This window comes from Dysosmobacter acutus (genome assembly GCF_018919205.1).
In the GTDB taxonomy this organism is placed as follows: Bacteria; Bacillota; Clostridia; order Oscillospirales; family Oscillospiraceae; genus Oscillibacter; species Oscillibacter acutus.
Map to the genome: position 1 here is coordinate 1,902,437 of NZ_JAHLQN010000001.1, position 20,251 is coordinate 1,922,687.

General features: G+C 59.6%; 19 protein-coding genes. 16 read left to right on the plus strand and 3 right to left on the minus strand.

Going from position 1 to position 20,251, the window contains the following annotated elements:
• The first annotated feature begins 39 nt into the window (after nucleotides 1–39).
• The 4 genes from mobV (at nucleotide 40) to KQI82_RS09200 (ending at nucleotide 3,175) form a co-directional block, all read left to right on the plus strand.
• Nucleotides 40–984, plus strand: coding sequence for a MobV family relaxase (gene mobV / locus KQI82_RS09185; protein WP_002575862.1), 945 nt, complete (start codon nucleotides 40–42; stop codon nucleotides 982–984).
• A 4-nt stretch (nucleotides 985–988) separates the two neighbouring features.
• Nucleotides 989–1,180 (plus strand): hypothetical protein, encoded by a 192-nt coding sequence (locus KQI82_RS09190; RefSeq protein WP_321118048.1) that lies wholly within the window; start codon nucleotides 989–991, stop codon nucleotides 1,178–1,180.
• Nucleotides 1,181–1,274: 94 nt separating this feature from the next.
• On the plus strand, nucleotides 1,275–2,786 hold the full coding sequence (locus KQI82_RS09195; protein ID WP_002575864.1) for a recombinase family protein: 1,512 nt from the start codon (nucleotides 1,275–1,277) through the stop codon (nucleotides 2,784–2,786).
• Nucleotides 2,774–3,175, plus strand: a complete 402-nt coding sequence (locus tag KQI82_RS09200) for a transporter permease (protein WP_216632479.1) — start codon at nucleotides 2,774–2,776, stop codon at nucleotides 3,173–3,175. The genes KQI82_RS09195 and KQI82_RS09200 overlap by 13 nt, the downstream gene beginning before the upstream one ends.
• A 45-nt stretch (nucleotides 3,176–3,220) precedes the next feature.
• Here the strand turns inward: KQI82_RS09200 and KQI82_RS09205 are convergent, their stop codons facing one another.
• On the minus strand, nucleotides 3,221–3,712 hold the full coding sequence (locus KQI82_RS09205) for an SLOG family protein (protein WP_216632480.1): 492 nt from the start codon (nucleotides 3,710–3,712) through the stop codon (nucleotides 3,221–3,223).
• A gap of 111 nt (nucleotides 3,713–3,823) precedes the next feature.
• Between KQI82_RS09205 and KQI82_RS09210 the strand changes: the two genes are divergently transcribed.
• The 5 genes from KQI82_RS09210 to KQI82_RS09230 all read left to right on the plus strand — a co-directional run bounded on the left by KQI82_RS09210 (nucleotide 3,824) and on the right by KQI82_RS09230 (nucleotide 7,214).
• Entirely contained in the window at nucleotides 3,824–4,066 is a 243-nt protein-coding gene (locus KQI82_RS09210) for a helix-turn-helix transcriptional regulator (protein ID WP_216632481.1), read from the plus strand.
• A 19-nt stretch (nucleotides 4,067–4,085) separates the two neighbouring features.
• Nucleotides 4,086–4,328 carry a helix-turn-helix domain-containing protein gene (locus tag KQI82_RS09215; protein WP_216632482.1) on the plus strand — a complete coding sequence of 81 codons (243 nt, stop codon included), beginning with the start codon at nucleotides 4,086–4,088 and terminating at the stop codon, nucleotides 4,326–4,328.
• A 154-nt stretch (nucleotides 4,329–4,482) separates the two neighbouring features.
• Complete coding sequence (locus KQI82_RS09220; protein ID WP_216632483.1) at nucleotides 4,483–4,884, plus strand: Mini-ribonuclease 3; 402 nt, start codon at nucleotides 4,483–4,485, stop codon at nucleotides 4,882–4,884.
• Nucleotides 4,885–4,887: 3 nt separating this feature from the next.
• The gene (locus tag KQI82_RS09225; protein WP_216632484.1) at nucleotides 4,888–6,636 is read left to right on the plus strand and encodes an Rqc2 family fibronectin-binding protein; all 1,749 of its coding nucleotides are present in this window, start codon (nucleotides 4,888–4,890) and stop codon (nucleotides 6,634–6,636) included.
• Complete coding sequence (locus tag KQI82_RS09230; protein WP_216632485.1) at nucleotides 6,633–7,214, plus strand: flavodoxin family protein; 582 nt, start codon at nucleotides 6,633–6,635, stop codon at nucleotides 7,212–7,214. Before KQI82_RS09225 ends, KQI82_RS09230 begins: the two co-directional genes overlap by 4 nt.
• A gap of 60 nt (nucleotides 7,215–7,274) precedes the next feature.
• Here KQI82_RS09230 and KQI82_RS09235 read toward each other — a convergent pair whose 3' ends face one another.
• On the minus strand, nucleotides 7,275–7,496 hold the full coding sequence (locus KQI82_RS09235) for a DUF378 domain-containing protein (protein ID WP_216632486.1): 222 nt from the start codon (nucleotides 7,494–7,496) through the stop codon (nucleotides 7,275–7,277).
• A 192-nt stretch (nucleotides 7,497–7,688) separates the two neighbouring features.
• Between KQI82_RS09235 and apgM the strand changes: the two genes are divergently transcribed.
• From apgM to KQI82_RS09260, 5 genes are all read left to right on the plus strand, one after another.
• Nucleotides 7,689–8,930, plus strand: a complete 1,242-nt coding sequence (apgM, locus tag KQI82_RS09240) for a 2,3-bisphosphoglycerate-independent phosphoglycerate mutase (RefSeq protein WP_216632487.1) — start codon at nucleotides 7,689–7,691, stop codon at nucleotides 8,928–8,930.
• Nucleotides 8,931–8,989: 59 nt separating this feature from the next.
• Complete coding sequence (locus KQI82_RS09245) at nucleotides 8,990–10,270, plus strand: DUF1015 domain-containing protein (protein ID WP_216632488.1); 1,281 nt, start codon at nucleotides 8,990–8,992, stop codon at nucleotides 10,268–10,270.
• Between the two features lie 181 nt (nucleotides 10,271–10,451).
• Nucleotides 10,452–11,312, plus strand: coding sequence for a 4-(cytidine 5'-diphospho)-2-C-methyl-D-erythritol kinase (ispE, locus tag KQI82_RS09250; RefSeq protein ID WP_216632489.1), 861 nt, complete (start codon nucleotides 10,452–10,454; stop codon nucleotides 11,310–11,312).
• Between the two features lie 77 nt (nucleotides 11,313–11,389).
• Nucleotides 11,390–12,001 (plus strand): stage II sporulation protein R, encoded by a 612-nt coding sequence (gene spoIIR, locus KQI82_RS09255; protein ID WP_216632490.1) that lies wholly within the window; start codon nucleotides 11,390–11,392, stop codon nucleotides 11,999–12,001.
• 39 nt (nucleotides 12,002–12,040) lie between these two features.
• Nucleotides 12,041–12,439, plus strand: a complete 399-nt coding sequence (locus KQI82_RS09260; protein WP_216632491.1) for a DUF3887 domain-containing protein — start codon at nucleotides 12,041–12,043, stop codon at nucleotides 12,437–12,439.
• A gap of 65 nt (nucleotides 12,440–12,504) precedes the next feature.
• Here KQI82_RS09260 and KQI82_RS09265 read toward each other — a convergent pair whose 3' ends face one another.
• On the minus strand, nucleotides 12,505–13,125 hold the full coding sequence (locus KQI82_RS09265) for a DUF1643 domain-containing protein (RefSeq protein WP_216632492.1): 621 nt from the start codon (nucleotides 13,123–13,125) through the stop codon (nucleotides 12,505–12,507).
• Between the two features lie 131 nt (nucleotides 13,126–13,256).
• Between KQI82_RS09265 and KQI82_RS09270 the strand changes: the two genes are divergently transcribed.
• Nucleotides 13,257–16,571 carry a PD-(D/E)XK nuclease family protein gene (locus KQI82_RS09270; RefSeq protein ID WP_216632493.1) on the plus strand — a complete coding sequence of 1,105 codons (3,315 nt, stop codon included), beginning with the start codon at nucleotides 13,257–13,259 and terminating at the stop codon, nucleotides 16,569–16,571.
• Nucleotides 16,564–20,100 carry a helicase-exonuclease AddAB subunit AddA gene (gene addA, locus KQI82_RS09275; RefSeq protein ID WP_216632494.1) on the plus strand — a complete coding sequence of 1,179 codons (3,537 nt, stop codon included), beginning with the start codon at nucleotides 16,564–16,566 and terminating at the stop codon, nucleotides 20,098–20,100. Before KQI82_RS09270 ends, addA begins: the two co-directional genes overlap by 8 nt.
• Nucleotides 20,101–20,251 lie beyond the last annotated feature (151 nt).

The following is a 20,251-nucleotide window of genomic DNA, read 5'->3' on the forward strand; positions in this document are numbered from 1 at the left end:
AAACCCGCCGGAAAGGAATGGAATGGGGAAAGGAGTTCAATGGCACAACACGCAATTTTGCGATTTGAGAAGCACAAGGGCCACCCGGCGGGGCCGCTGGAAGCCCACCATGAACGGAAAAAGGAGCAGTACGCCAGCAACCCGGACATTGACACCAGCCGGAGCAAGTACAATTTCCACATCGTCAAGCCGGATGGCCGCTACTACCATTTCATTCAGAGCCGCATCGAGCAGGCCAGATGCCGCACCCGCAAGGACAGCACTCGGTTTGTGGACACGCTGATTACCGCCAGCCCGGAGTTTTTCAAGGGCAAGTCCCCAAAGGAGATAGCGGCCTACTTCCAGAGGGCGGCGGACTTCCTCATTGACCGGGTGGGCCGGGAGAACATCGTTTCGGCTATGGTACACATGGATGAAAAAACGCCCCATCTGCACTTGGTCTTTGTGCCGCTGACAAAGGACAACCGCCTGTGCGCCAAAGAAATTATCGGCAACCGGGCCAATCTGACGAAGTGGCAGGACGATTTTCACGCCTGTATGGTGGAGCAGTACCCCGACCTGGAGCGTGGGGAAAGCGCCAGCAAGACGGGCCGGAAGCATATCCCCACCCGGCTGTTCAAACAGGCGGTCAACCTCTCCAAACAGGCGAGGGCCATTGAAGCGGTTCTCTCCGGCATTACCCCGCTGAACGCCGGAAAGAAGAAAGAGGAAGCCCTCTCCATGCTGAAAAAGTGGTTTCCGCAGATGGAGAACTTCTCCGGGCAACTGAAAAAATACAAGGTCACAATCAATGACTTGTTAGCGGAAAATGAAAAGCTGGAAGTCAGGGCAAAGGCCAGCGAAAAAGGCAAGATGAATGACACGATGGAACGGGCGAAGTTAAAAAGCGAACTGGACGATATGCGGCGGCTGGTTGACCGTATCCCGCCGGAGATTTTAGCGGAACTGAAACGGCAACAGCGGCAGCATGGAAAGGAAAGGTGATCTTATAAGTAATATCAGATACAAAAAGGAAATCGAAATCGTGACTTTTCAGGGAAAGGAAATCACACTGGAAAATCTCTCCCCGGTGTTCACGCCGGAACAGGAAGCAGCCAAACGCCGGGAACTGGAACAGCAGCTTTATGAGGTGTTCCGCAAGTACGCCGACAAGCGGGAGAGTGAGGAAGCCGGGACATAAGGTTTTCCAAACCCATCATTGATTTGCGGGGCTGCTGGCGGTATAATAGAACTGTCAGCAGCTCCGTTTCTTTTTTAAGAAAAGGAGCGACAATATGAACAATCGGATAGACGCAATCTATGCAAGACAATCGGTAGACAAAAAGGACAGCATTTCCATTGAAAGCCAGATTGAATTTTGCAAATACGAGTTGAAAGGCGGTAACTGCAAGGAATACACAGACAAAGGGTACAGCGGCAAGAACACAGACCGTCCGAAGTTTCAAGAACTGGTGCGGGACATCAAGCGGGGCTTGATTGCAAAGGTCGTGGTTTACAAGCTCGACCGTATCAGCCGTTCCATTCTGGACTTTGCCAACATGATGGAGCTGTTCCAGCAGTACAATGTGGAGTTTGTGTCCTCTACGGAAAAGTTTGATACCTCCACGCCGATGGGACGGGCCATGCTGAATATCTGTATCGTGTTCGCCCAGCTTGAACGGGAAACGATACAGAAGCGGGTAACGGACGCTTACTACTCCCGCAGTCAGCGGGGCTTTAAGATGGGCGGGAAAGCCCCTTACGGCTTCCATACGGAGCCTATCAAGATGGACGGTATCAACACAAAGAAGCTGGTGGTAAACCCGGAGGAAGCGGCCAATATCCGGCTGATGTTTGAGATGTACGCCCAGCCCACAACTTCCTACGGGGACATTACCCGGTACTTTGCCGAACAGGGGATTTTGTTCCATGGCAAAGAGCTGATACGCCCCACGCTGGCGCAGATGTTACGCAATCCTGTCTATGTGCAGGCAGACCTTGATGTGTACGAATTTTTCAAAAGTCAAGGTACAGTCATTGTCAATGACGTTGCCGATTTTACGGGCATGAACGGCTGCTATCTGTATCAAGGGCGAGATGTAAAGGCCAGCAAGAAAAACGACTTAAAAGACCAAATGCTGGTACTGGCTCCCCATGAGGGTATCGTCCCCTCCGACACCTGGCTGACCTGCCGCAAGAAGCTGATGAACAACATGAAAATCCAGTCTGCCCGGAAAGCCACCCACACATGGCTGGCAGGAAAAATCAAGTGCGGGAATTGCGGGTATGCTCTTATGAGTATCTACAATCCCTCCGGCAAACAGTATCTCCGCTGCACGAAACGGCTGGACAATAAAAGCTGTCCTGGCTGTGGGAAAATCATCACTTCGGAACTGGAAGCGGTTGTTTATCAGCAGATGGTAAAGAAGCTGGCAAGCTACAAGACGCTGACAGGAAAAAAGAAAGCGGCAAAGGCAAACCCGAAAATCACCGCCCTGCAAGTGGAACTTGCCCATGTAGACAGCGAGATTGAAAAGCTGGTGGACAGTCTGACGGGGGCAAACAATGTCCTGTTCTCCTATGTGAATGTGAAGATAGCGGAACTGGACGGGCGCAAGCAGGAACTTCTGGCAAGGATAGCGGAGTTGACTGTGGAGGCCATCAGCCCGGAACAGGTCAGCCAGATTTCCGGCTACCTCGATACCTGGGAGAATGTATCTTTTGATGACAAGCGGCGTGTGGTGGATTTGATGATCACCACCATAGCCGCCACAAGCGACAGCTTGAACATCACATGGAAAATCTGACTGGCGGCACCCCTCCCGTCAGATACCTACCCTGTGTAGTCCCTTGTAAACTGTACTTTGGGAACATCAAAAGCATCCCCGCCGTCAGCCAGGGGCTTTCTGCCATGCTGGCAGGGCGGGAACTGACCGCCGGCATCCTGATGAGCCAGGTCATCAGCAATGTGCCTGCGGCAATGCTGCTGGCCAGGTTTACGGAGGACTATGAGCCGCTTTTGTTAGGCGTGAACATAGGGGGACTTGGCACGCTGATCGCCTCCATGGCCAGCGTGATCTCCTATAAGCTGTATGCCGCCCAGGAGAACGCCCGGCCCGGAAGATACCTGGCCCTGTTTACAGGGATCAACCTGCTGTTCCTTGGAGTGCTGTGGGTTGCCGCGGCACTGCTCTGACAATCGACAAAAAGCGCCGGGAGTTCAATGCTCCCGGCGCTTTCATTATAAAAGGGGCGCTGTGCCTCCCAAATAGAAGACCGGAAGGCCTTTTGACCGGGCGTAGCGTACCGTGTAGGCAGTGCCGCCGGTGGATTTGGTGCAGTAGGCCACGCATGTGCCGCTGTGATCCACCAGGTGGCGGTTGCGGCGGTGCATGCAGCCTTGGTCATAGTGGTCGGAGACATAGACCGCTTTGTCGGCGTCAGACAGAATGCGCTGATACTCAGCCACATCTTCACTGCGCCAGCCCCTTGTCTGCTCCGGGCAGGGGAGCACCAGAATAAGGCGGATTTGGGAGAACTCCCGGCGCAGGAGCAGAACCGTCTGGGCGGCTAATGTGTCGAACCCCAGCGCCCCGCCGGCGCCGTAGTAGACCACTCCCTGGGCAATCAGCCTGCGCAGCGTTTGTTCCAGCTCCAGGGCCAGAGCCGGGCGCAGGGACTGCGGAATTTCCCGGTGGCCTGTGAAGCAGCAGGTTTTGGTTTGACAGTTCATTTTATCCTTCCTTAGTCTATGCATAGCCCAATAGTAGTACGCGTAGCCTATATTGTCTAACAAAATTTCTTAAGCTAAAGGAAAGTAAATTTGATAGAGGGGGGAAGCGGAATGGGCACCATAACAGTTGTTCGAAACAGAATACTGGAACTGTGTGGAGAGCGTGATATTACAATCAATCACCTGGCCAATCTCTCCGGGCTGCCGCCGTCCAGCATCAAAAATATCCTGTATGGAAAAAGTCAAAATCCCAAACTTGTGACTATTAAGAAAATTTGTGATGGCCTGGGACGAACGTTGCGCGAATTCTTTTCAACTCCTGAATTTGATGCGCTGGAACAGGAAATTCGGTAGCATCAACGGAGGTGTGCAGATGAACACACACGAGGCAGTTGCCAATCGAATTTTACAGCTTTGCAAAGCACGCGGCCTTACACCGAATGGGCTTGCGAATTTATCCGCGGTTCCCCAGGGGACAATCAAGAGCATTATCAATGGAGAAAGCCAGAATCCTGGAATTGTGACCATCAAGAAGCTGTGCGATGGGCTGGAGATCACACTGCCGGAGTTTTTCAACACAGAGGAGTTCGCCGCCTTGGAACAGGAGATTTACTGACCGGATGCGCTTTTGCGCGTCCGGTCCTTTTCATACTTTGATTATAGACAGCCGGACTGCCGAATCCTGTCGAAAAAGGGGAGAGATAAAGAGGGGATGACAAAACTTGGCTGGGGTGATAAAATACGTAGGAATCCACGAGACAGGAGATACTATGGATAATTATTTTCACGTGATCTTGCACCCGGACGACATCCGGGCCATCAGCAGCGTCGGCCTTGCCCACTTGGGCGACGCGGTGTACGAGCTGTTGGTGCGGACGTGGCTGTGCGCCCATGGCAAGGCAACCGGAAAGGGACTCCACCGCGCCACCATCGAACTGGTGTGCGCGCCGGCCCAGGCGCAGCGGGCGGAGCGGATATTGCCCCGGCTGACGGAGGAGGAGGAGGGGGTGTTCCGCCGGGGCCGCAATGCCCAGGTGCACAGCATCCCCCAGCACGCCAGCCGCAGCCAGTACGCGGAGGCCACCGCGCTGGAGGCGCTGTTGGGCTACCTCTACCTGCAGGGCAGGCAGGAGCGGATCAACCAGCTATTTCTATGGATGATGGAGGAGTAAGCCATGCCATTGGACGCCCTTTGCCTTCACGCGGTAGTGGAGGAGCTGCGGCCCCGGATTGTGGGGACGCGGATCGACAAGGTGCAGCAGCCTGCAAGGGACCAGGTGATTCTGCTGCTGCGCAAGGACCGGCTCCTGCTGAACGCCGGAGCCAACGCTCCGCGCATCCACTTGACCGCACAGCTGCGGGACAACCCGGCCCAGCCGCCCATGTTCTGCATGCTGCTGCGCAAACACCTGACTGGCGGAAAACTGATCGCCCTGGCCCAGCCCGGCCTGGAGCGGGTGGTGGAGCTGACGCTCGAGGTCACCACCGAGTTGGGTGAGCCGGGCATCCGCAAGCTTGTGCTGGAGGCCATGGGCCGCCGGTCCAATCTGGTCCTCCTGGACGGGGAGGGGCGGATCATCGACTGCATGCGCCGGGTGGACGCGGAGATGTCGCCGCTGCGCCAGGTGCTGCCGGGGCTCTATTACCGGCTGCCGCCGGCTCCCGAGGACAAGGAGCCGCTGACTGAGGCGACGGAGGAATCCTTCCAGAAGGCTTTCGGCCGCGCCAATCCGGAGAAGACGGTGGACGGGTGGCTGTTGGAGCGCTTTTTCGGTCTCTCGCCGCTGACGACCCGGGAGATAAGCTGCCGCTGCGGCGCGGAGCGGCTCTTTGAGCTGGGCGGAGACGGCGCCGGACGGCTGTGGAGTGAGATTGAACAGCTTCAAAATGCGGTACTGGAAAATCACTTTACACCTACTGCGATCAAAAGGGATGGAAAGTTTGTAGACTTCTCCTACCGGGAGATTCTGCAGTATGGCACCGACGTGGAGCAGGTCTGGTACGGCAGCTTTTCGGAGCTGATGGACGACTTCTTTGCAGACCGGGAACGCCAGGACCGGGTGCGCCAGAGGGGACAGGACATCATCCGCACCGTCACCACGGCCCGGGACCGTGTGGCCCGGAAGATCGCACTGCAGGAAAAGGACTACGCGGCCACAAAGGATCGGGACCAGCTGCGCATCTGCGGCGATCTGATTACCGCAAACCTCTATCGGATGGAGAAGGGGGCGGCCTCCTTCTCCACGGAAAACTTTTATGACGAGGCCTGCGGACCCATCACCATCCCACTGGACCCGCTGCTGACGCCTCAGCAGAACGCCGCCAAATACTATAAGCGGTACAACAAGACGAAAACCGCCGAACGGTATCTGACGGAGCAGCTGACAAAGGGCAGGGAAGAGCTGAGCTATCTTGAAAGCGTGATGGAGGAGATCGGCCGGGCGGAGAGTGAGCAGGATTTCATGGAGATCCGCTCCGAACTGCGCCAGGCGGGGTATCTCCGCCGCCAGAGCGGAGAGCGCAGGGAGATGAAGCGCCCGGCCTCCCGGCCCAGGGAGTTTCGCTCCTCCGCGGGAATGCGCATTCTGGTGGGACGGAACAACCGCCAGAACGACGCTCTGACCATGAAGGAGGCGGACCGCCGGGACCTCTGGTTCCACACCCAAAAAATTCACGGCTCCCATGTGATCTTGTGCACCCAGGGCCAGGAGCCGGATCGGCAGAGCATGATGGAGGCCGCCATGTTGGCCGCGTGGTTCTCCCAGGCAAGCGGCGGACAGAATGTTCCGGTGGACTATACGCCGGTGAAGTTTGTGAAAAAGCCTGCCGGAGCCCAGCCGGGCATGGTGGTGTACGAGACGTATCAGACTGTTTATGTGACGCCGGAGGAGACTCTGGCCAGAAAGATAGAGGTCAGACGGTGAATTGCTGCATCCTCATGGGAAGTCCCCGGGAAAACGGGAATACCCAGGCCCTGACAGCTCCCTTTGCCGGGGAGTTGGAACGTCTTGGCATTCGGTGCAGCACCCTTTGGCTCTATGATCTGGAGTTAAAACCCTGCCTTGGCTGCCGGGCCTGTCAGCGGGACTGGACGCAATTTGGCTGCGCCCAGCGGGACGATATGCAGAGGGTATTTGACTCCGTGCTTGCCTGCCGGCTTCTGGTGCTGGCCACGCCGGTTTACTCCTGGTACTGCACGCCGCCTGTGAAGGCCGTGCTGGACCGGCTGGTATACGGCATGAATAAGTACTATGGCGAGGAGAAGGGCCCTTCTCTCTGGGAAGGGAAGAAGGCCGCTTTGATCACCACCTGCGGTTACCCGCCGGAGAAGGGGGCCGATCTGCTCAATGAGGGGCTGCGGCGCTACTGCAAGCACTCAAGGCTCAGCTATCTTGGCATGCTGGTGGAGCGCCACATGGGCTACGACAGTGTTTTCATGGACCGGGAAAAGGAGCGTCACGCCGTGGAGTTCGCGCGCCGCGTGGCCGCCGCGCTCCAATGAATGGATAAAAAAGAAAAAAGGACGGCCCCGGCGGGACCGTCCTTTTGCTTGGAAACCGATTTACGCAGTGTGAGGTGCGTGACCGGTTTCCTCGTGCTCCCTGAACAGGAGAGAGATGCACCAGAGTCCGGCGATGCCGACCAGTGCGTAGATGATTCGGCTGAGGGTCGCCATCTGTCCGCCGCACAGGAACGCCACAATATCAAAGCCGAAAATTCCGATGCTGCCCCAGTTCAGGGCGCCGATAATCGTCAGGATGAGGGCAATCTTATCGATGACCATCTTTGATTCCTCCGTTTTTAGTGAAGATTGTGCCTTGATAGTTTACCCGCGGCAACAATATTTATACATCCTGTCCGCGCTTGGCAATATGCAGGGGTTGTCATGTGAAATATTTGGAATATTCATTGAAAAGGAACGTCCGACTATAGTATAATGACAATCAAAATATACTATCCATGGATTGGAGAGCACATGAAATATATTTTAGTCATTGGAGACGGCATGGCCGACGACCCGGTGGCGGAGTTAGGCGGAAAAACGCCGCTGGAAACAGCGAAAAAGCCCACCATCGACCGTCTGGCGGCCCAGGGACAGGTGGGTCATGTGATCAACTGCCCGGAGCCTCTGCCCGCTGGAAGCGAGACTGCAATCCTGTCAATTTTTGGATGCGACCCCCTGCGCTATTTCACCGGCCGCTCCCCCATGGAGGCCGCGGCCTCCGGCATTGAACTGCGTCCGGGCGACGTGGCGTACCGCTGCAACCTCATCGCCCTGAGCGACGGAGAGGGAGCGCTGGAGCAGCGGCGCATTCTCTCCCACAGCGCGGGAAGCATCGAGGGCGCTGACGCCCTCCGGGTTATGGATATTTTGGAGGGCGATGCGGCCTTCCGCAAATTGGAAGAGAAGGCGGGCATGGTGATTCACCGCTTCCCGGCCTTTCGCCAGATCGCCGTGCAGCATGGCGCGGACGTGAAGGGCCTCCGCCTGATCCCGCCCCACGACCACCTTGGTGAGGCGGCGGGGCCGCTGCTTCCCTCCGGGAACCAAAACGCCAAAATGCTTTTGGAGATAGAGGAGCTGGCTCACCGGATTTTGGACAGCCATCCCTTCAACGAAGAGCGGCGCAGGGAGGGCAGGCTGCCCGCCAACGGCATCTGGTTCTGGGCGGAGGGAACGGCGGTGGAGCTGCCGGGTTTTCAGGAGGCCTACGGCCACTGGGGCGGCGTCATCAGCGCCGTGCCGCTGTGCCACGGCATCGGCGTTCTGCGTGGCCTGCGGCAGATCGAGGTGGAGGGCGCCACGGGGGAGCTTGACACCAATTTTGAGGGAAAGATGCAGGCGGCCTATGATTTTCTCCACACGGAGGCGGATTTTGTCTGCATCCACGTGGAGGCGCCGGACGAATGCACCCACAACGGGGACCTGAAGGGGAAGCTCCAGGCCATCGAGTGGCTGGATTCCCGGCTGCTGACCCCCTTGCTGAACCGGCTGGACGGAGAGTCCATGGACTACCGCATGCTGCTGCTCAGCGACCACAAAACGCTGACCGCCACCCGGGGCCACGCCGGAGGACCTGTGCCGTTCCTGCTCTACCAAAGCGGCGTGGACAGCGGCCGGGGCGGCGTTTACGATGAAAATGCCGGCCTGGCGGGCCGGTGCGTGAGCGCGGGCTGTGAGCTGCTGGAGTATCTTTTTGGACGCAGGCAGCTGTAGATCGCTGCGTTGATATTGTTATGAAAAGGTCAGAAAATAAGGAAAAGGAGACTGTTGCAATGAAGGAAAAGTTTGAGAAGCTGGGGTTCTATCCCGCGGATATCCTGCTGCCCAAGAACGCGGAGATGGAGAAGTGGGCCGTGGTGGCCTGCGACCAGTTTACCTCTCAGCCCGAGTATTGGGAGCGTGTGGAGAAGACTGTGGGAGACGCGCCCTCCACGCTGCGCCTGATTCTGCCCGAGGCCAAATTGAACGACCCCAATGTGGACCAGCATATTGCCGACATCAACGCCGCCATGGCCGACTACCTGAAGCGGGACGTATTCAAAACCCTGACCGACTCCCTGATTTACATTGAGCGCTCCCAGTCCGACGGAAAGATCCGCCACGGCCTCATCGGTATGGTGGACCTGGACCAGTACGACTTCACCCCCGGTTCCGGCGCTTTGATCCGCGCCACCGAAGGCACCGTGCTGGAGCGCATCCCGCCCCGCGTCCGGGTCCGCAAGGACGCACCCATTGAGCTGCCTCATGTGATGCTGCTCATCGACGACCCGGATAAGACCGTCATCGAGCCGCTGACCGCCGCCGCGGACAGCATGGAGAAGGTCTATGACTTTGAGCTGATGGAAAGCGGCGGACACCTGAAGGGCTACCAGCTTTCCGACGCCCAGATCGACGCTGTGGCCGCCGCTCTGACCGGCCTTGCCTCTGACGAGGCCATGGAGAAGAAGTACGGCATGAAGGGCGTCGCGCCGCTGCTGTTTGCCGTGGGCGACGGCAACCACTCCTTAGCCACCGCCAAGGCCTGCTATGAAGAGGCCAAGAAGAATACGCCTGAGAGCCAGTGGGCTGAGCTGCCCTCCCGCTACGCGCTGGTGGAAGTGGTCAACAACCACGACGACGCCCTCCAGTTTGAGCCCATCCACCGTGTGGTGTTCGGCGTAGAAGCGGAAAAGGTCATCGCCGCCTTCAAGGAGGCCTATCCCAACGCCTATGAGGGCCAGGGCGAGGGCCATACCATTGCCTACACCTATGAAGGCCACAGCGGCTCTCTCACGGTGCCCGACCCCAAGGTGCAGCTGGCTGTTGGCACGCTCCAGAGCTTTTTGGACCAGTACCTCAAGGCCAACGGCGGCGAGGTGGACTATATCCACGGCGACGAAGTCACCGACGAGCTGGGTTCCAAGCCCGGCAACATCGGCTTTAAGCTCCCCGCCATGGGCAAGGATCAGCTGTTCAAGACCGTGATGGCCGACGGCGTGCTGCCCCGGAAGACCTTCTCCATGGGCCATGCCCAGGATAAGCGCTATTACGTGGAGGCCCGCAGGATCAAGTAACCGAAATAGAGGACAGGGGCTGCGGAAAATCCGCGGCCCCTTCTTTTCATTGGCCGGACATCGTGGTATAATGGCCGCAGCGATGTTTCGTGCCTGCGGAATCACGGCTGGATAAGGGTATGCGCCGATCCGGCCTGCCGCCGCCCGCCGGACGAACCGAAAACCAAGATAGGGGAAACATATGAGAACAATGACATATTCCGCTCCCGCAAAGATTAATCTCTCCCTGGACATCCTCCGCAAGCGGAAGGATGGGTATCACGATATGCGCATGGTGATGCAGACCATCACCCTCCACGATACGCTGATCCTCCATCCCCACTGCGGGGGCGGCCGCATCACCTTATCCTGCGGCGGCGCGCTGGTGCCATGCGGTGAGGAAAACCTGGCCTGGAGGGCAGCACGGCTCTTTTTTGAAGAGACAGACACGCCCTGCGACGGGCTGGAGATGGAACTCCAAAAGCGGATTCCGGTCAGCGCCGGGATGGCCGGCGGCAGCGCCGACGCGGCGGTGGTGCTCAAGGCCCTGCGGGGATTGTACCGGCCCGGCCTGCCCCGGGAGGAACTGGAGCGGATCGCGCTGAAGGTGGGCAGCGACGTGCCCTTTTGCGTGCGGGGCGGCACGGTGCTGGCGGAGGGCCGGGGAGAACAGATGACCAGCCTGGCCCGGATGCCCCGCTGCCCGGTGGTGCTGTGCAAGCCGGAATTTGGCATCTCCACGCCGGAGCTCTTTGGCCGTGTGACGCTCAGCAAGCTGAAAGCCCATCCCGACACCCGGGGATTGGTGAAGGCCATTGCCTTAGGGGACCTGCGGATGGCTGCCGGAAAGCTTGGCAACGTCTTCGAGGAGGTGCTGCCCCAGGAATATGGAGAGGTGTTCGAGATTCGGGACCGGTTCTTGGGCGCCGGCGCGCTGAACGCGGGTATGACCGGTTCGGGCCCCACTGTGTTCGCCCTTTTTGACGACGAGACCCGGGCAAAGGGCGCCTACGAGGCCTTGGCAAAAGACTACCCGGAGACCTACTTGGAAAAAATCCTGTAGCAATTGGTATAAAATGCAAAAATTCCGTCCACACTCCCAGTACAAATCAATCCTACATAGGAAAAGGACGGAATCTCATGAAAAAAGTAAAAATTCTGGAATGCGCTTTGGCCATCGGATTGTTTTTTACGTTGGTTTGGGGAATGTTCTCCATACAGGAACAGCAGCAGCTGGCAGACAAGGTGGTCCGGCTGCACGTGATTGCAAATTCCGATGAGGAAGCGGATCAGAAGCTGAAGCTGAAAGTGCGGGATCAGATCATCGACCGTGCAACGGAAATTTTGAAGGCCTCCTCCGACCGCAATGACGCTGCCCGGCGGCTCAGCGCGGCGCTCCCGGAGCTCCGGAGCGCCGCGGCGGAAGAGATCGCCAAGGAGGGGTACCAGTATGATGTGACCGCCTCTTTGGAGGAGACGGATTTTCCCACCAAGGAGTACGACGGCTTCACCCTGCCGGCCGGGGAATATTTGGCGCTGCGGGTGGTGATCGGGGAGGGCCAGGGCCGCAACTGGTGGTGCGTGGTGTTTCCGCCTCTCTGCACGGCCAGCACCTCCGACGTGGCCCAGACCGCCATGGCGTCCGGACTGAACGAGGAGGACGTGGGCCTCATTACGGAGGCGGACAGCGGCTATGTGCTGAAGTTCAAATCGGTGGAGCTGTGGCAGTCCCTGAAGGGCATGTTCTCCTGAGATAAGAGCGCGGGCGGGAAGAAACAGAGGGAGAGAACAATGAAAAAGAGAAAACTGGCGGCTGTGCTCTGCCTGTTGGTGCTGACATTGAGCGGCTGCGGGCAGGCCCTTCCGGATGGAATGGATAAAAGGGAAGTGACGGAGGCCGGAGAGCAGGTGGCGGAGCTTTTGGGAACCGGGGAAAGCGACGCGGTCTACGACCTCCTGCGCGAGGATGTGGCGCAGGCGCTGAGTTCGGAGGATGTGGCGGCTCTGGTCCCGGAAAGCGCCGGGGCCTGGAAGGAGATCGCGGCTTCCGAGGCCATGGGGCGCACGGATGAGGACTCCGGCGAGGAGTATGCCCTGGTGATGGTGATCTGCGAGTTTGAAGAGGGCCGGGTGACCATCAGCGCGGCGTTTGACCAGGAGATGGAGCTCATCGGCGTGCAGGTCGGATAAATAATATCAAAAAGGAGACGGTATCCGTCTCCTTTTTGTTGTTTGCTGCGGTTTGTCTGAATCCATCAGGCCTCTTTCAGCCGGGCAAGATAGGCATCCATATCAAAGGGCCGCAGTAGGCTGTCTTTTTTGAGGTACAGCGGATGGTGGGGATGCCCGCTTTTTAGGATGGGGCCCGCGCTGAACCAGCGGGCGCCGCAGGTCCTGCCCAACGCTGTCAAATCCCGCAGACAGTCGCAGAGGTAGCCCCGTTTTTCCACAATGGCGCCCCAGGCCGCCCACACGGCGGGGGCGGAGGAGCAGGAAAGGGCATAGCGAAAGGCGTTCCAGTTCTCCCGATGCAAGGAGGCGTTGCAGCTGCGCTCCATGTCGTTGGGATTGGTGGCCCGCTGGGCATAGACGTTGAACATCAGAAAGCTGTCGTAGCCGTTGAACTTTGCCACCCGCTCCACAGATTTGAGGGTGTTGTCCAGGCGGTCCGGGGCGGCGGTGGAAGGATTGATGCCCACGCAGATCAGCGGGCGCTCCCCTCTGGTGCCCAACAGGTATCGATATTCCTCATAACGGGGCGGCACATAGAGCCACTTGGCGATGTCGTAGTCCTGCTGCGGCTGTCCGGAGAGCTCCAGCGCCTGCTGGAAGGTCAAAAGCTTTAAGTTTTCTGTGGCAGTCTGTGGGATATGCATGACAGTCTCCTCTCTTAAACCGATGGCCCAAGTTTACCACAATTCGACAGCCTTTGCAAAGGCGGTGACAGTATGGTACAATAGTTCCAAAACGCGCCGTCCGCCGCTGCGGAAAAGAGGAGGAATGCAGGATGCTTCGTATCTGGATCGGCAGGGCAAGAAGCGGAAAGTCGGAGCGGGTGCTGCAGGAGATCACCGCCCTGGGGGATGAAAGCCGCCAGATTCTCCTGGTGCCGGAGCACGCCTCTCACCAGGCGGAAATGGACCTGTGCCGCTGCTGTGGGGATACAGCCAGCCGCCACGCCGAAGTGCTCAGCTTCCGGCTGCTGGCCTCCCGGGTGCTATCTTTGACAGGCGGCCTTGCCGACGTGGTGCTGGATCAGGGCGGCAAGCTGTTGACCATGGAAAAGGCACTGACGGAGACAGCGCCCGTTTTGCGGATCTACCGCCGCCCCTCCCAGCGCCTGGCCTTTCTTGAAAGCCTTCAGGCCCTGGCGGACGAGTTCTACAGCTATGCGGTGACGCCTTCCCAATTGGCCGAACAGGCCGGGGAGATTCCCGGCGCGCCGGGGGAGAAGCTGCGGGACCTGTCTCTGATCTACGCTGCCTACGACGCGAAGCTCCACCGCCCTGGCCTGGACGCCCGGGACCGGATGACCCGCATGAACGATGCGCTGGCGGAGTCCGGATATCTGGCGGGCAAGGACATTTTCATCGACGGCTTTACCTATTTCAACGGCCAGGAGGAGCGTGCCCTTGGCGTGATGCTGCGTCAGGCCCGCACCGTGACCGTAACGCTGCTTGGGGACCGCGAGGACCCGTCGGGCATTTTCACAGAGAGCCTCCGGACCAGGGACAGCCTGATTCGCATGGCCAAAGACGCCGGAGTGGAAACTGAGCTCCTGTGGCTGGATGGCAGGGAGGCCACGGCACTGGATCATCTGGAGCGTCACTTTTTCGGAAAGATAGTCCCCTGGGGAGAAGACGCGCCGATCCGGCTGCTGGAGGCGGACAACGTCTTCTCCGAGGTGGAGCAGACCGCCGCCCAGATCCGCCGCCTGGTGGCCGGAGGCCTCTTCCGGTTCCGGGACATCACCGTAGCGGCCCGGAACATGGATGAGTATGAGGCGGTGATCGAAAACGTCTTTGAGCGCTATGAGATTCCCACTTTTCAAAACCGCCGCAGCGACATATTGCAAAAGCCGGTGCTGACGCTGGTGGTGGGCGTCCTGGACGCACTGTCCGGAAACTTTGCCTATGAGGACATGTTCCGCTTCCTGAAAACCGGCATGGCTGGCATCTCTCTTGCAGAGTGCGACCTGCTGGAAAATTACGTCATCAAATGGGACATCTGCGGTACCATGTGGCTCCGGGAGGAGGATTGGTCGGCCAATCCGGAGGGCTATGGCGGCCGCTGGGACGAGCCCCAGCAATCACGGCTCCGGGAGATCAACCGTATCCGCGCTTTGGTGCGTGCGCCGCTCTTTGACCTCTATCAGGCGATGAATCATTCGGAACATGCGGATAGTAAAGTGAAAGCACTTTATAGTTATCTGGAGCGGATTGGCCTCCGGAACGCCATTGAGCAGCGCATCGCCCAATTGCAGGAGAGCGGGCAGCTACAGCTGGCGGAGGAGTACAGCCAGCTGTGGGAAATCCTGATGGCGGTGCTGGATCAGTTTGTGGAGATATTGGGCGCTGAGACCATGGATACGGAGGAGTTTTCCAAGCTGATGCGGCTGGTGCTGACCCAGTACAGCGTGGGGACCATTCCGGTTTCCCTGGATCAGGTGACGGTCAGCGAAATCTCGCGGAACGACCGCCACGCCGTAGGCGTGCTCTTTTTGCTTGGAGCCAACGACCACGTGCTGCCCGCGGTGGACAGCGGCGGGGGCCTTCTCAATGAGGAGGACCGGGAGGAGCTGGCTATCCGTGGCATCCGGCTTGCGCCCTCTGGCATGGAGCAGTTCTCCGTTGAGCTGCAAAACCTCTACGCCGCCCTGGCCCAGCCCACGGAGCGTCTCTTTGTCAGCTACCCCATCGCCGACGTTTCCGGCGCCCAGCTGAGGCCCTCCTTTGTGATCGGCCGGATTCGGACGCTGTTTCCCGCTGTCATGACAGAAAAAGAGGGGGCTGAAAAGGATTACCGCTTAACAGCTCCCATTCCGGCCATGGAGGCGGCTGGTCAGAACCGGGGCAGCGCCCTTTGGCGCTACTTTGACGGCCGGCCGCAGCTGCGCGCCATGGAGCAGGCCTCCGGCTACCGCAGGGGACGCCTTTCCGCCCAGGTGGTTCAAACGCTCTACGGCGCCCGGATGAACATGTCCGCCTCCCGAATGGACAAGCTCCGTTCCTGCCACTTTGCCTACTTCATGCAATATGGGCTGAAGGCGAAGGAGCGCTCCGCCGCGGAGTTTGACGCGCCGGAGATCGGGACCTTCCTCCACGATGTTCTTGAGCATGTCACGCGGGAGGCCGCCGGGAAAGGCGGCTTTGGAAAAGTCTCCAACCAGCACCTCCGGGCCATGATCTCCCGCTGCATCGATGAATACGCCGCCCGGGAGTACGCCAACTTTCAGGACCGCAGCGCCCGGTTCCGCTATCTCTTCCGCCGCCTGAAGCGAACGGTGATCTCAGTGGTGGAAAACGTGGCGGAGGAGTTGCGCCAGTCGGATTTTGTGCCTCTGGCATTTGAACTGGATTTTTCGTCCCATGGGGACCTGCCGGTCATCGCCATCTCAGAGGCGGACACGGAGCTGTGCCTTTCGGGAAAGGTGGACCGGGTGGACGGCTGGCTCCATGACGGCAGGCTCTATCTGCGGGTGGTGGACTATAAAACCGGAAAAAAGAGCTTTGATCTCTCGGAGATCCGCCACGGCATCGGCATCCAGATGCTGCTCTACCTCTTTACGCTGCAAAAGGAAGGGGCAACCTATTTCGGGCGGCCCATTGAACCGGCCGGCGTGCTGTACCTGCCCGCCAGGGACGTGCTTTTGAACCGGGACCGGGATATTTCCAAGGAAAAGTTGGCGGAGGACATCCGCCGGGAGCTTAGGCGGCAGGGGATGATCTTAAACGCGCCGGAGGTGCTCACCGCCATGGAGCACGACGCGCTGACGTCGCCCCACTACCTGCCCATTGCCGTGGGCCGGGACGGAGGTGTGAAGGAGGCGATTCCCGGAGCGTTGGCCTCGGCGGAGGAGATCGGAAAGCTTGGAACCTACGTGGAAAAGCTGCTGCATCAGATTGCCCGGGAGCTGCGGGACGGGATGATCGACGCGGACCCCTGCTGTCACAGTGAAGAGGATGCCTACTGCCAGTTCTGCGAGTATGCCTCGGCCTGCCACTTTGAGGACGGTCGGGGAAGCGATCATTTGACCTATCTCCGTCCGGTGGACCCCACGGAGTTCTGGAGACAGGTGGGAGGAGGTGACACCAATGGCTGATATCCGGCTGACCGCGGATCAGGCGGCGGCGGTGGAAAACCGGGGCGGTGCGCTGCTGGTGTCCGCCGCCGCCGGGTCCGGCAAGACCAAGGTGCTGGTGGAACGGCTCTTCCGCTATGTTACGGACGAGCACTGCAATGTGGATGATTTCCTGATAATCACCTACACCCGGGCCGCGGCGGCGGAGCTGCGGGGAAAAATCGCGGAGGAGCTGAACCGCCGCCTGGCGGAGTACCCGGAGCAGACCCATCTCCAGCGGCAGATGCTGCGGGTCTACCAGGCGGACATCAAGACGGTGGACGCCTTCTGCACGGCGCTGCTGCGGGAAAACGTCCATCTTCTTGCCGAGGAGGGGCAAAAGCGCTGTTTGACGCCGGATTTTCGGGTGTTGGATGAAAATGAGGCGGCCCTGATTCGCCAGCGGGTGCTGAGCCAGGTGCTGGAGCAGTTCTACAGCGGTCTGGACGAAGCCGGAGAACTGCTGGCAGACACCCTGGGCGCCGGGCGGGACGACCACAGCCTGGAGGAGCTGGTGGCCACGCTGTACGCCAAGCTCCAGAGCCACGCCTATCCGGAAGCCTGGCTTCAGGAGCAGGAATCCTTTTGGAAAAATCCGGGCGAGGACATCGGCGCCACACCATACGCCGGAGAGCTTCTCTCCGGCGTGGCCGGAAAGGCCGCCTACTGGCAGCAGATGCTGACAGACATGGCGGAGAGGATGGGCGAGGCTCCGGCGGTGGAGAAGGGCTATGGTCCCGGCTTCTCCGTGACCGCCGCCGCCCTGGGGAACCTTGCCCGGGCGGCGGAGCGCTCATGGGCGGAGGCTGCGGCCGCACCCCTGGAGTTTCCGCGGCTTGGCAGTGTGAAGGCCGCCGAGGGCGGCGCTTTAAAGGATCAGGCGAAAATCCTCTGGGATACCTGTAAAAAGGAGATGACCAAAGCGGTCAAGGTGCTCCGCATCAGCGACAGGGAGGCCATGGAGGACCTGCGGGCCGTGTCGCCGGCCATGTCGGCGCTTCTCCGGCTGACATCGGCCTTTTCCAAGGCCTATCAGCAGGAGAAGCTGCGCATCAATGCCACGGACTTTTCAGACCAGGAACACCTGGCCCTAAAACTTTTGGTGAAGCCGGAAGGCGGCCCCACGGAGTTGGGGGAGCAGGTGGCGGCCCGCTACCGGGAGATCATGGTGGATGAGTACCAGGATACAAACGAGGTGCAGAACTGCATCTTTGCCGCCGTATCGAAGTCGGGGAAAAACCTCTTTACCGTGGGCGACGTGAAGCAGAGCATTTACCGCTTCCGGCTGGCGGACCCCACGATCTTCCTGCGAAACTATCAGTCCTACCTTCCGGCGGATCAGGCGGAGGAGGGGCAGGAGCGTAAAATCCTCCTGTCCCGGAACTTCCGCTCCCGAGGTGAGGTGTTAGACGGCTCCAACTTCATTTTTGAGAATATCATGTCCCCGCGGATGGGGGAGATGGCCTACGGGGCGGAGGAGTCGCTCTATTTCGGCGCAGAGTACTATCTGCCAAGGACGGACTGCGCCGTGGAGTTCCATCTGGTGGATGTGGCCATGAACCGGGGAGCCGAGCGGCCTTTCAAACGGGTGACGGCGGAGGCCCGGGTGATTGCCCGGCGGATTCACCGACTTTTGGAGGAGCGCTTCCCGGTTCAGGATGGAGAGGCCCTGCGCCCCTGCCGCATGGAGGATATCGTGGTGCTGATGCGCTCGCCGGCCGGCCGGGCCTTTGAGCTTGGCCGCGCCCTGGAAGAGCTTGGAATTCCATGCAGCGCTGACACGACAGGCGACTTTTTTGCCACCATGGAGGTGGCCGTGATCTACAATCTCCTTCAGATCGTGGACAATCCCCGCCAGGATGTACCGCTTATCTCCGTGCTGCGCTCACCGCTTGTCGGCTTTACGCCGGACCGGCTGGCCCAGGTCCGCGCCGGCACACCCCAGGGGGATTTTTACGACGCCCTCCGCGCTGACGGGGGAGAGGACTGCGCTGCCTTCCTGAGGGAGCTTGATCAGCTGCGCCGCGCGGCTCAGGACATGAGCATCCACCGGCTCCTCTGGCACATCTACAATCAGTACAACGCCCTGGGTATTTTCGGCGCCATGGAGGGCGGGGAGGAGCGGAAGGAGAACCTGATCGTCCTCTTTGAACATGCCCGCCGCTTTGAGTCCTCCGGCTATCGGGGCGTATTTGCCTTTGTGACCCAGCTGCGCCGGCTTCTGGAGGCTGGAAAGGAACCGGAGACCCACGGGAAAACCGGCTCCGGCGGCATCCAGCTGATGAGCATTCACAAGTCCAAGGGCCTGGAGTTTCCCATCGTCCTGCTGGCGGACCTCTCCCGCCCCTTCAGCAGGATGGATTACCAGACGCCCGTGCTGGTCCATCCCCGGCTTGGTCTTGGCCCGGTCCGGGTGGATCTGGAGCGGAGGATCAAATATCCAACCATTGCCCGTCAGGCGCTGGAATCGGTGCTGCGGAGGGAGAGCAAGTCGGAGGAGATGCGGATTCTCTACGTGGCCATGACCCGGGCCAGGGAGAAGCTGATCCTGGTGTACAGCCGCTACGGCGCGGAAAAACACGTATCCTCCCTTGCGCCTCTCTGCTCCTGTCCGGCAAGACCCGAGGCGGTGGAATCCTGCGAGTGCATGGGGGACTGGCTGCTGCTGCCGCTGCTGTGCCGCCCGGAGGCCCAGGCGCTGCGCTGCGGCGCCGAAATACCCCTGTTTGCGGGAGGCGGCGCTCCCTGGGAGGTCTTCCTTGAACGGGGAGAGGAGTACCGGGAAGGCTCTGAGCCGGCCCCGCCGATCTCCCGGGAGGAGAGAAGGGAGCCGGATTTTGACCCGGCGCTTTTGGAATTTGAGTACCCCTATCTCAGGGAGGTGACGCTGCCGGCCAAGCTCACCGCCACCCAGCTCAAGGGGAGGGAGGCGGACAGCGAGATATCCGAGCACGCGGCCATCCCGCCCCGCATCCGTCCCCTGACGCGGCCCAAATTTATGGCCGGGGAGATGACCGCCGCCCAGCGGGGAACCGCAACCCACCTGGTGCTGCAATATCTGAACTTTCAGGATAGAGACGTGGCGGGTCAGGTGGAGCGCCTGGTCCGGCGCCGCCTGCTCACCGGCGAACAGGCGGCGGAGATGGACGCGGAGGACCTGAAGCGGTTTTTGGACACGCCTCTTGCCCAGCGGATCCGCTCTTCCCCACGGGTGCTGCGGGAGTACCGCTTTACCCTCCTGGTGGATGCCCGCCGGTACGAGCCGAAAGCCCGTTCCGACGACCGGATTCTGCTTCAGGGCGTGGTGGACTGCTGCTTTGAGGAGCAGGGGAAGCTGTATGTGGTGGATTTCAAAACGGACCACGTCTTTGGCGAAAGGCTTGCGGAGCGGTCGGAGCAGTACCGGCCCCAACTGGAGGCCTACAGCGAGGCGCTGGAGCGGGTTTTGGAGCAGCCGGTGGGCGGAAAACTCCTCTATTTTCTTCCGGCCGGAAGGGAAGTGGAGCTGTAGCGCCGGAACGATCGGGCATACTCCTGCGGCCGTTCCTTGGTCCGGTATTTTCGGCCGGATACCTCTGCGGGGTTAGATTGTGCGTAAAAAAAGTTATATACTATAGATTAATAGGATATCGGACTCCTTTCCAATATGACGGGAAGGAGTC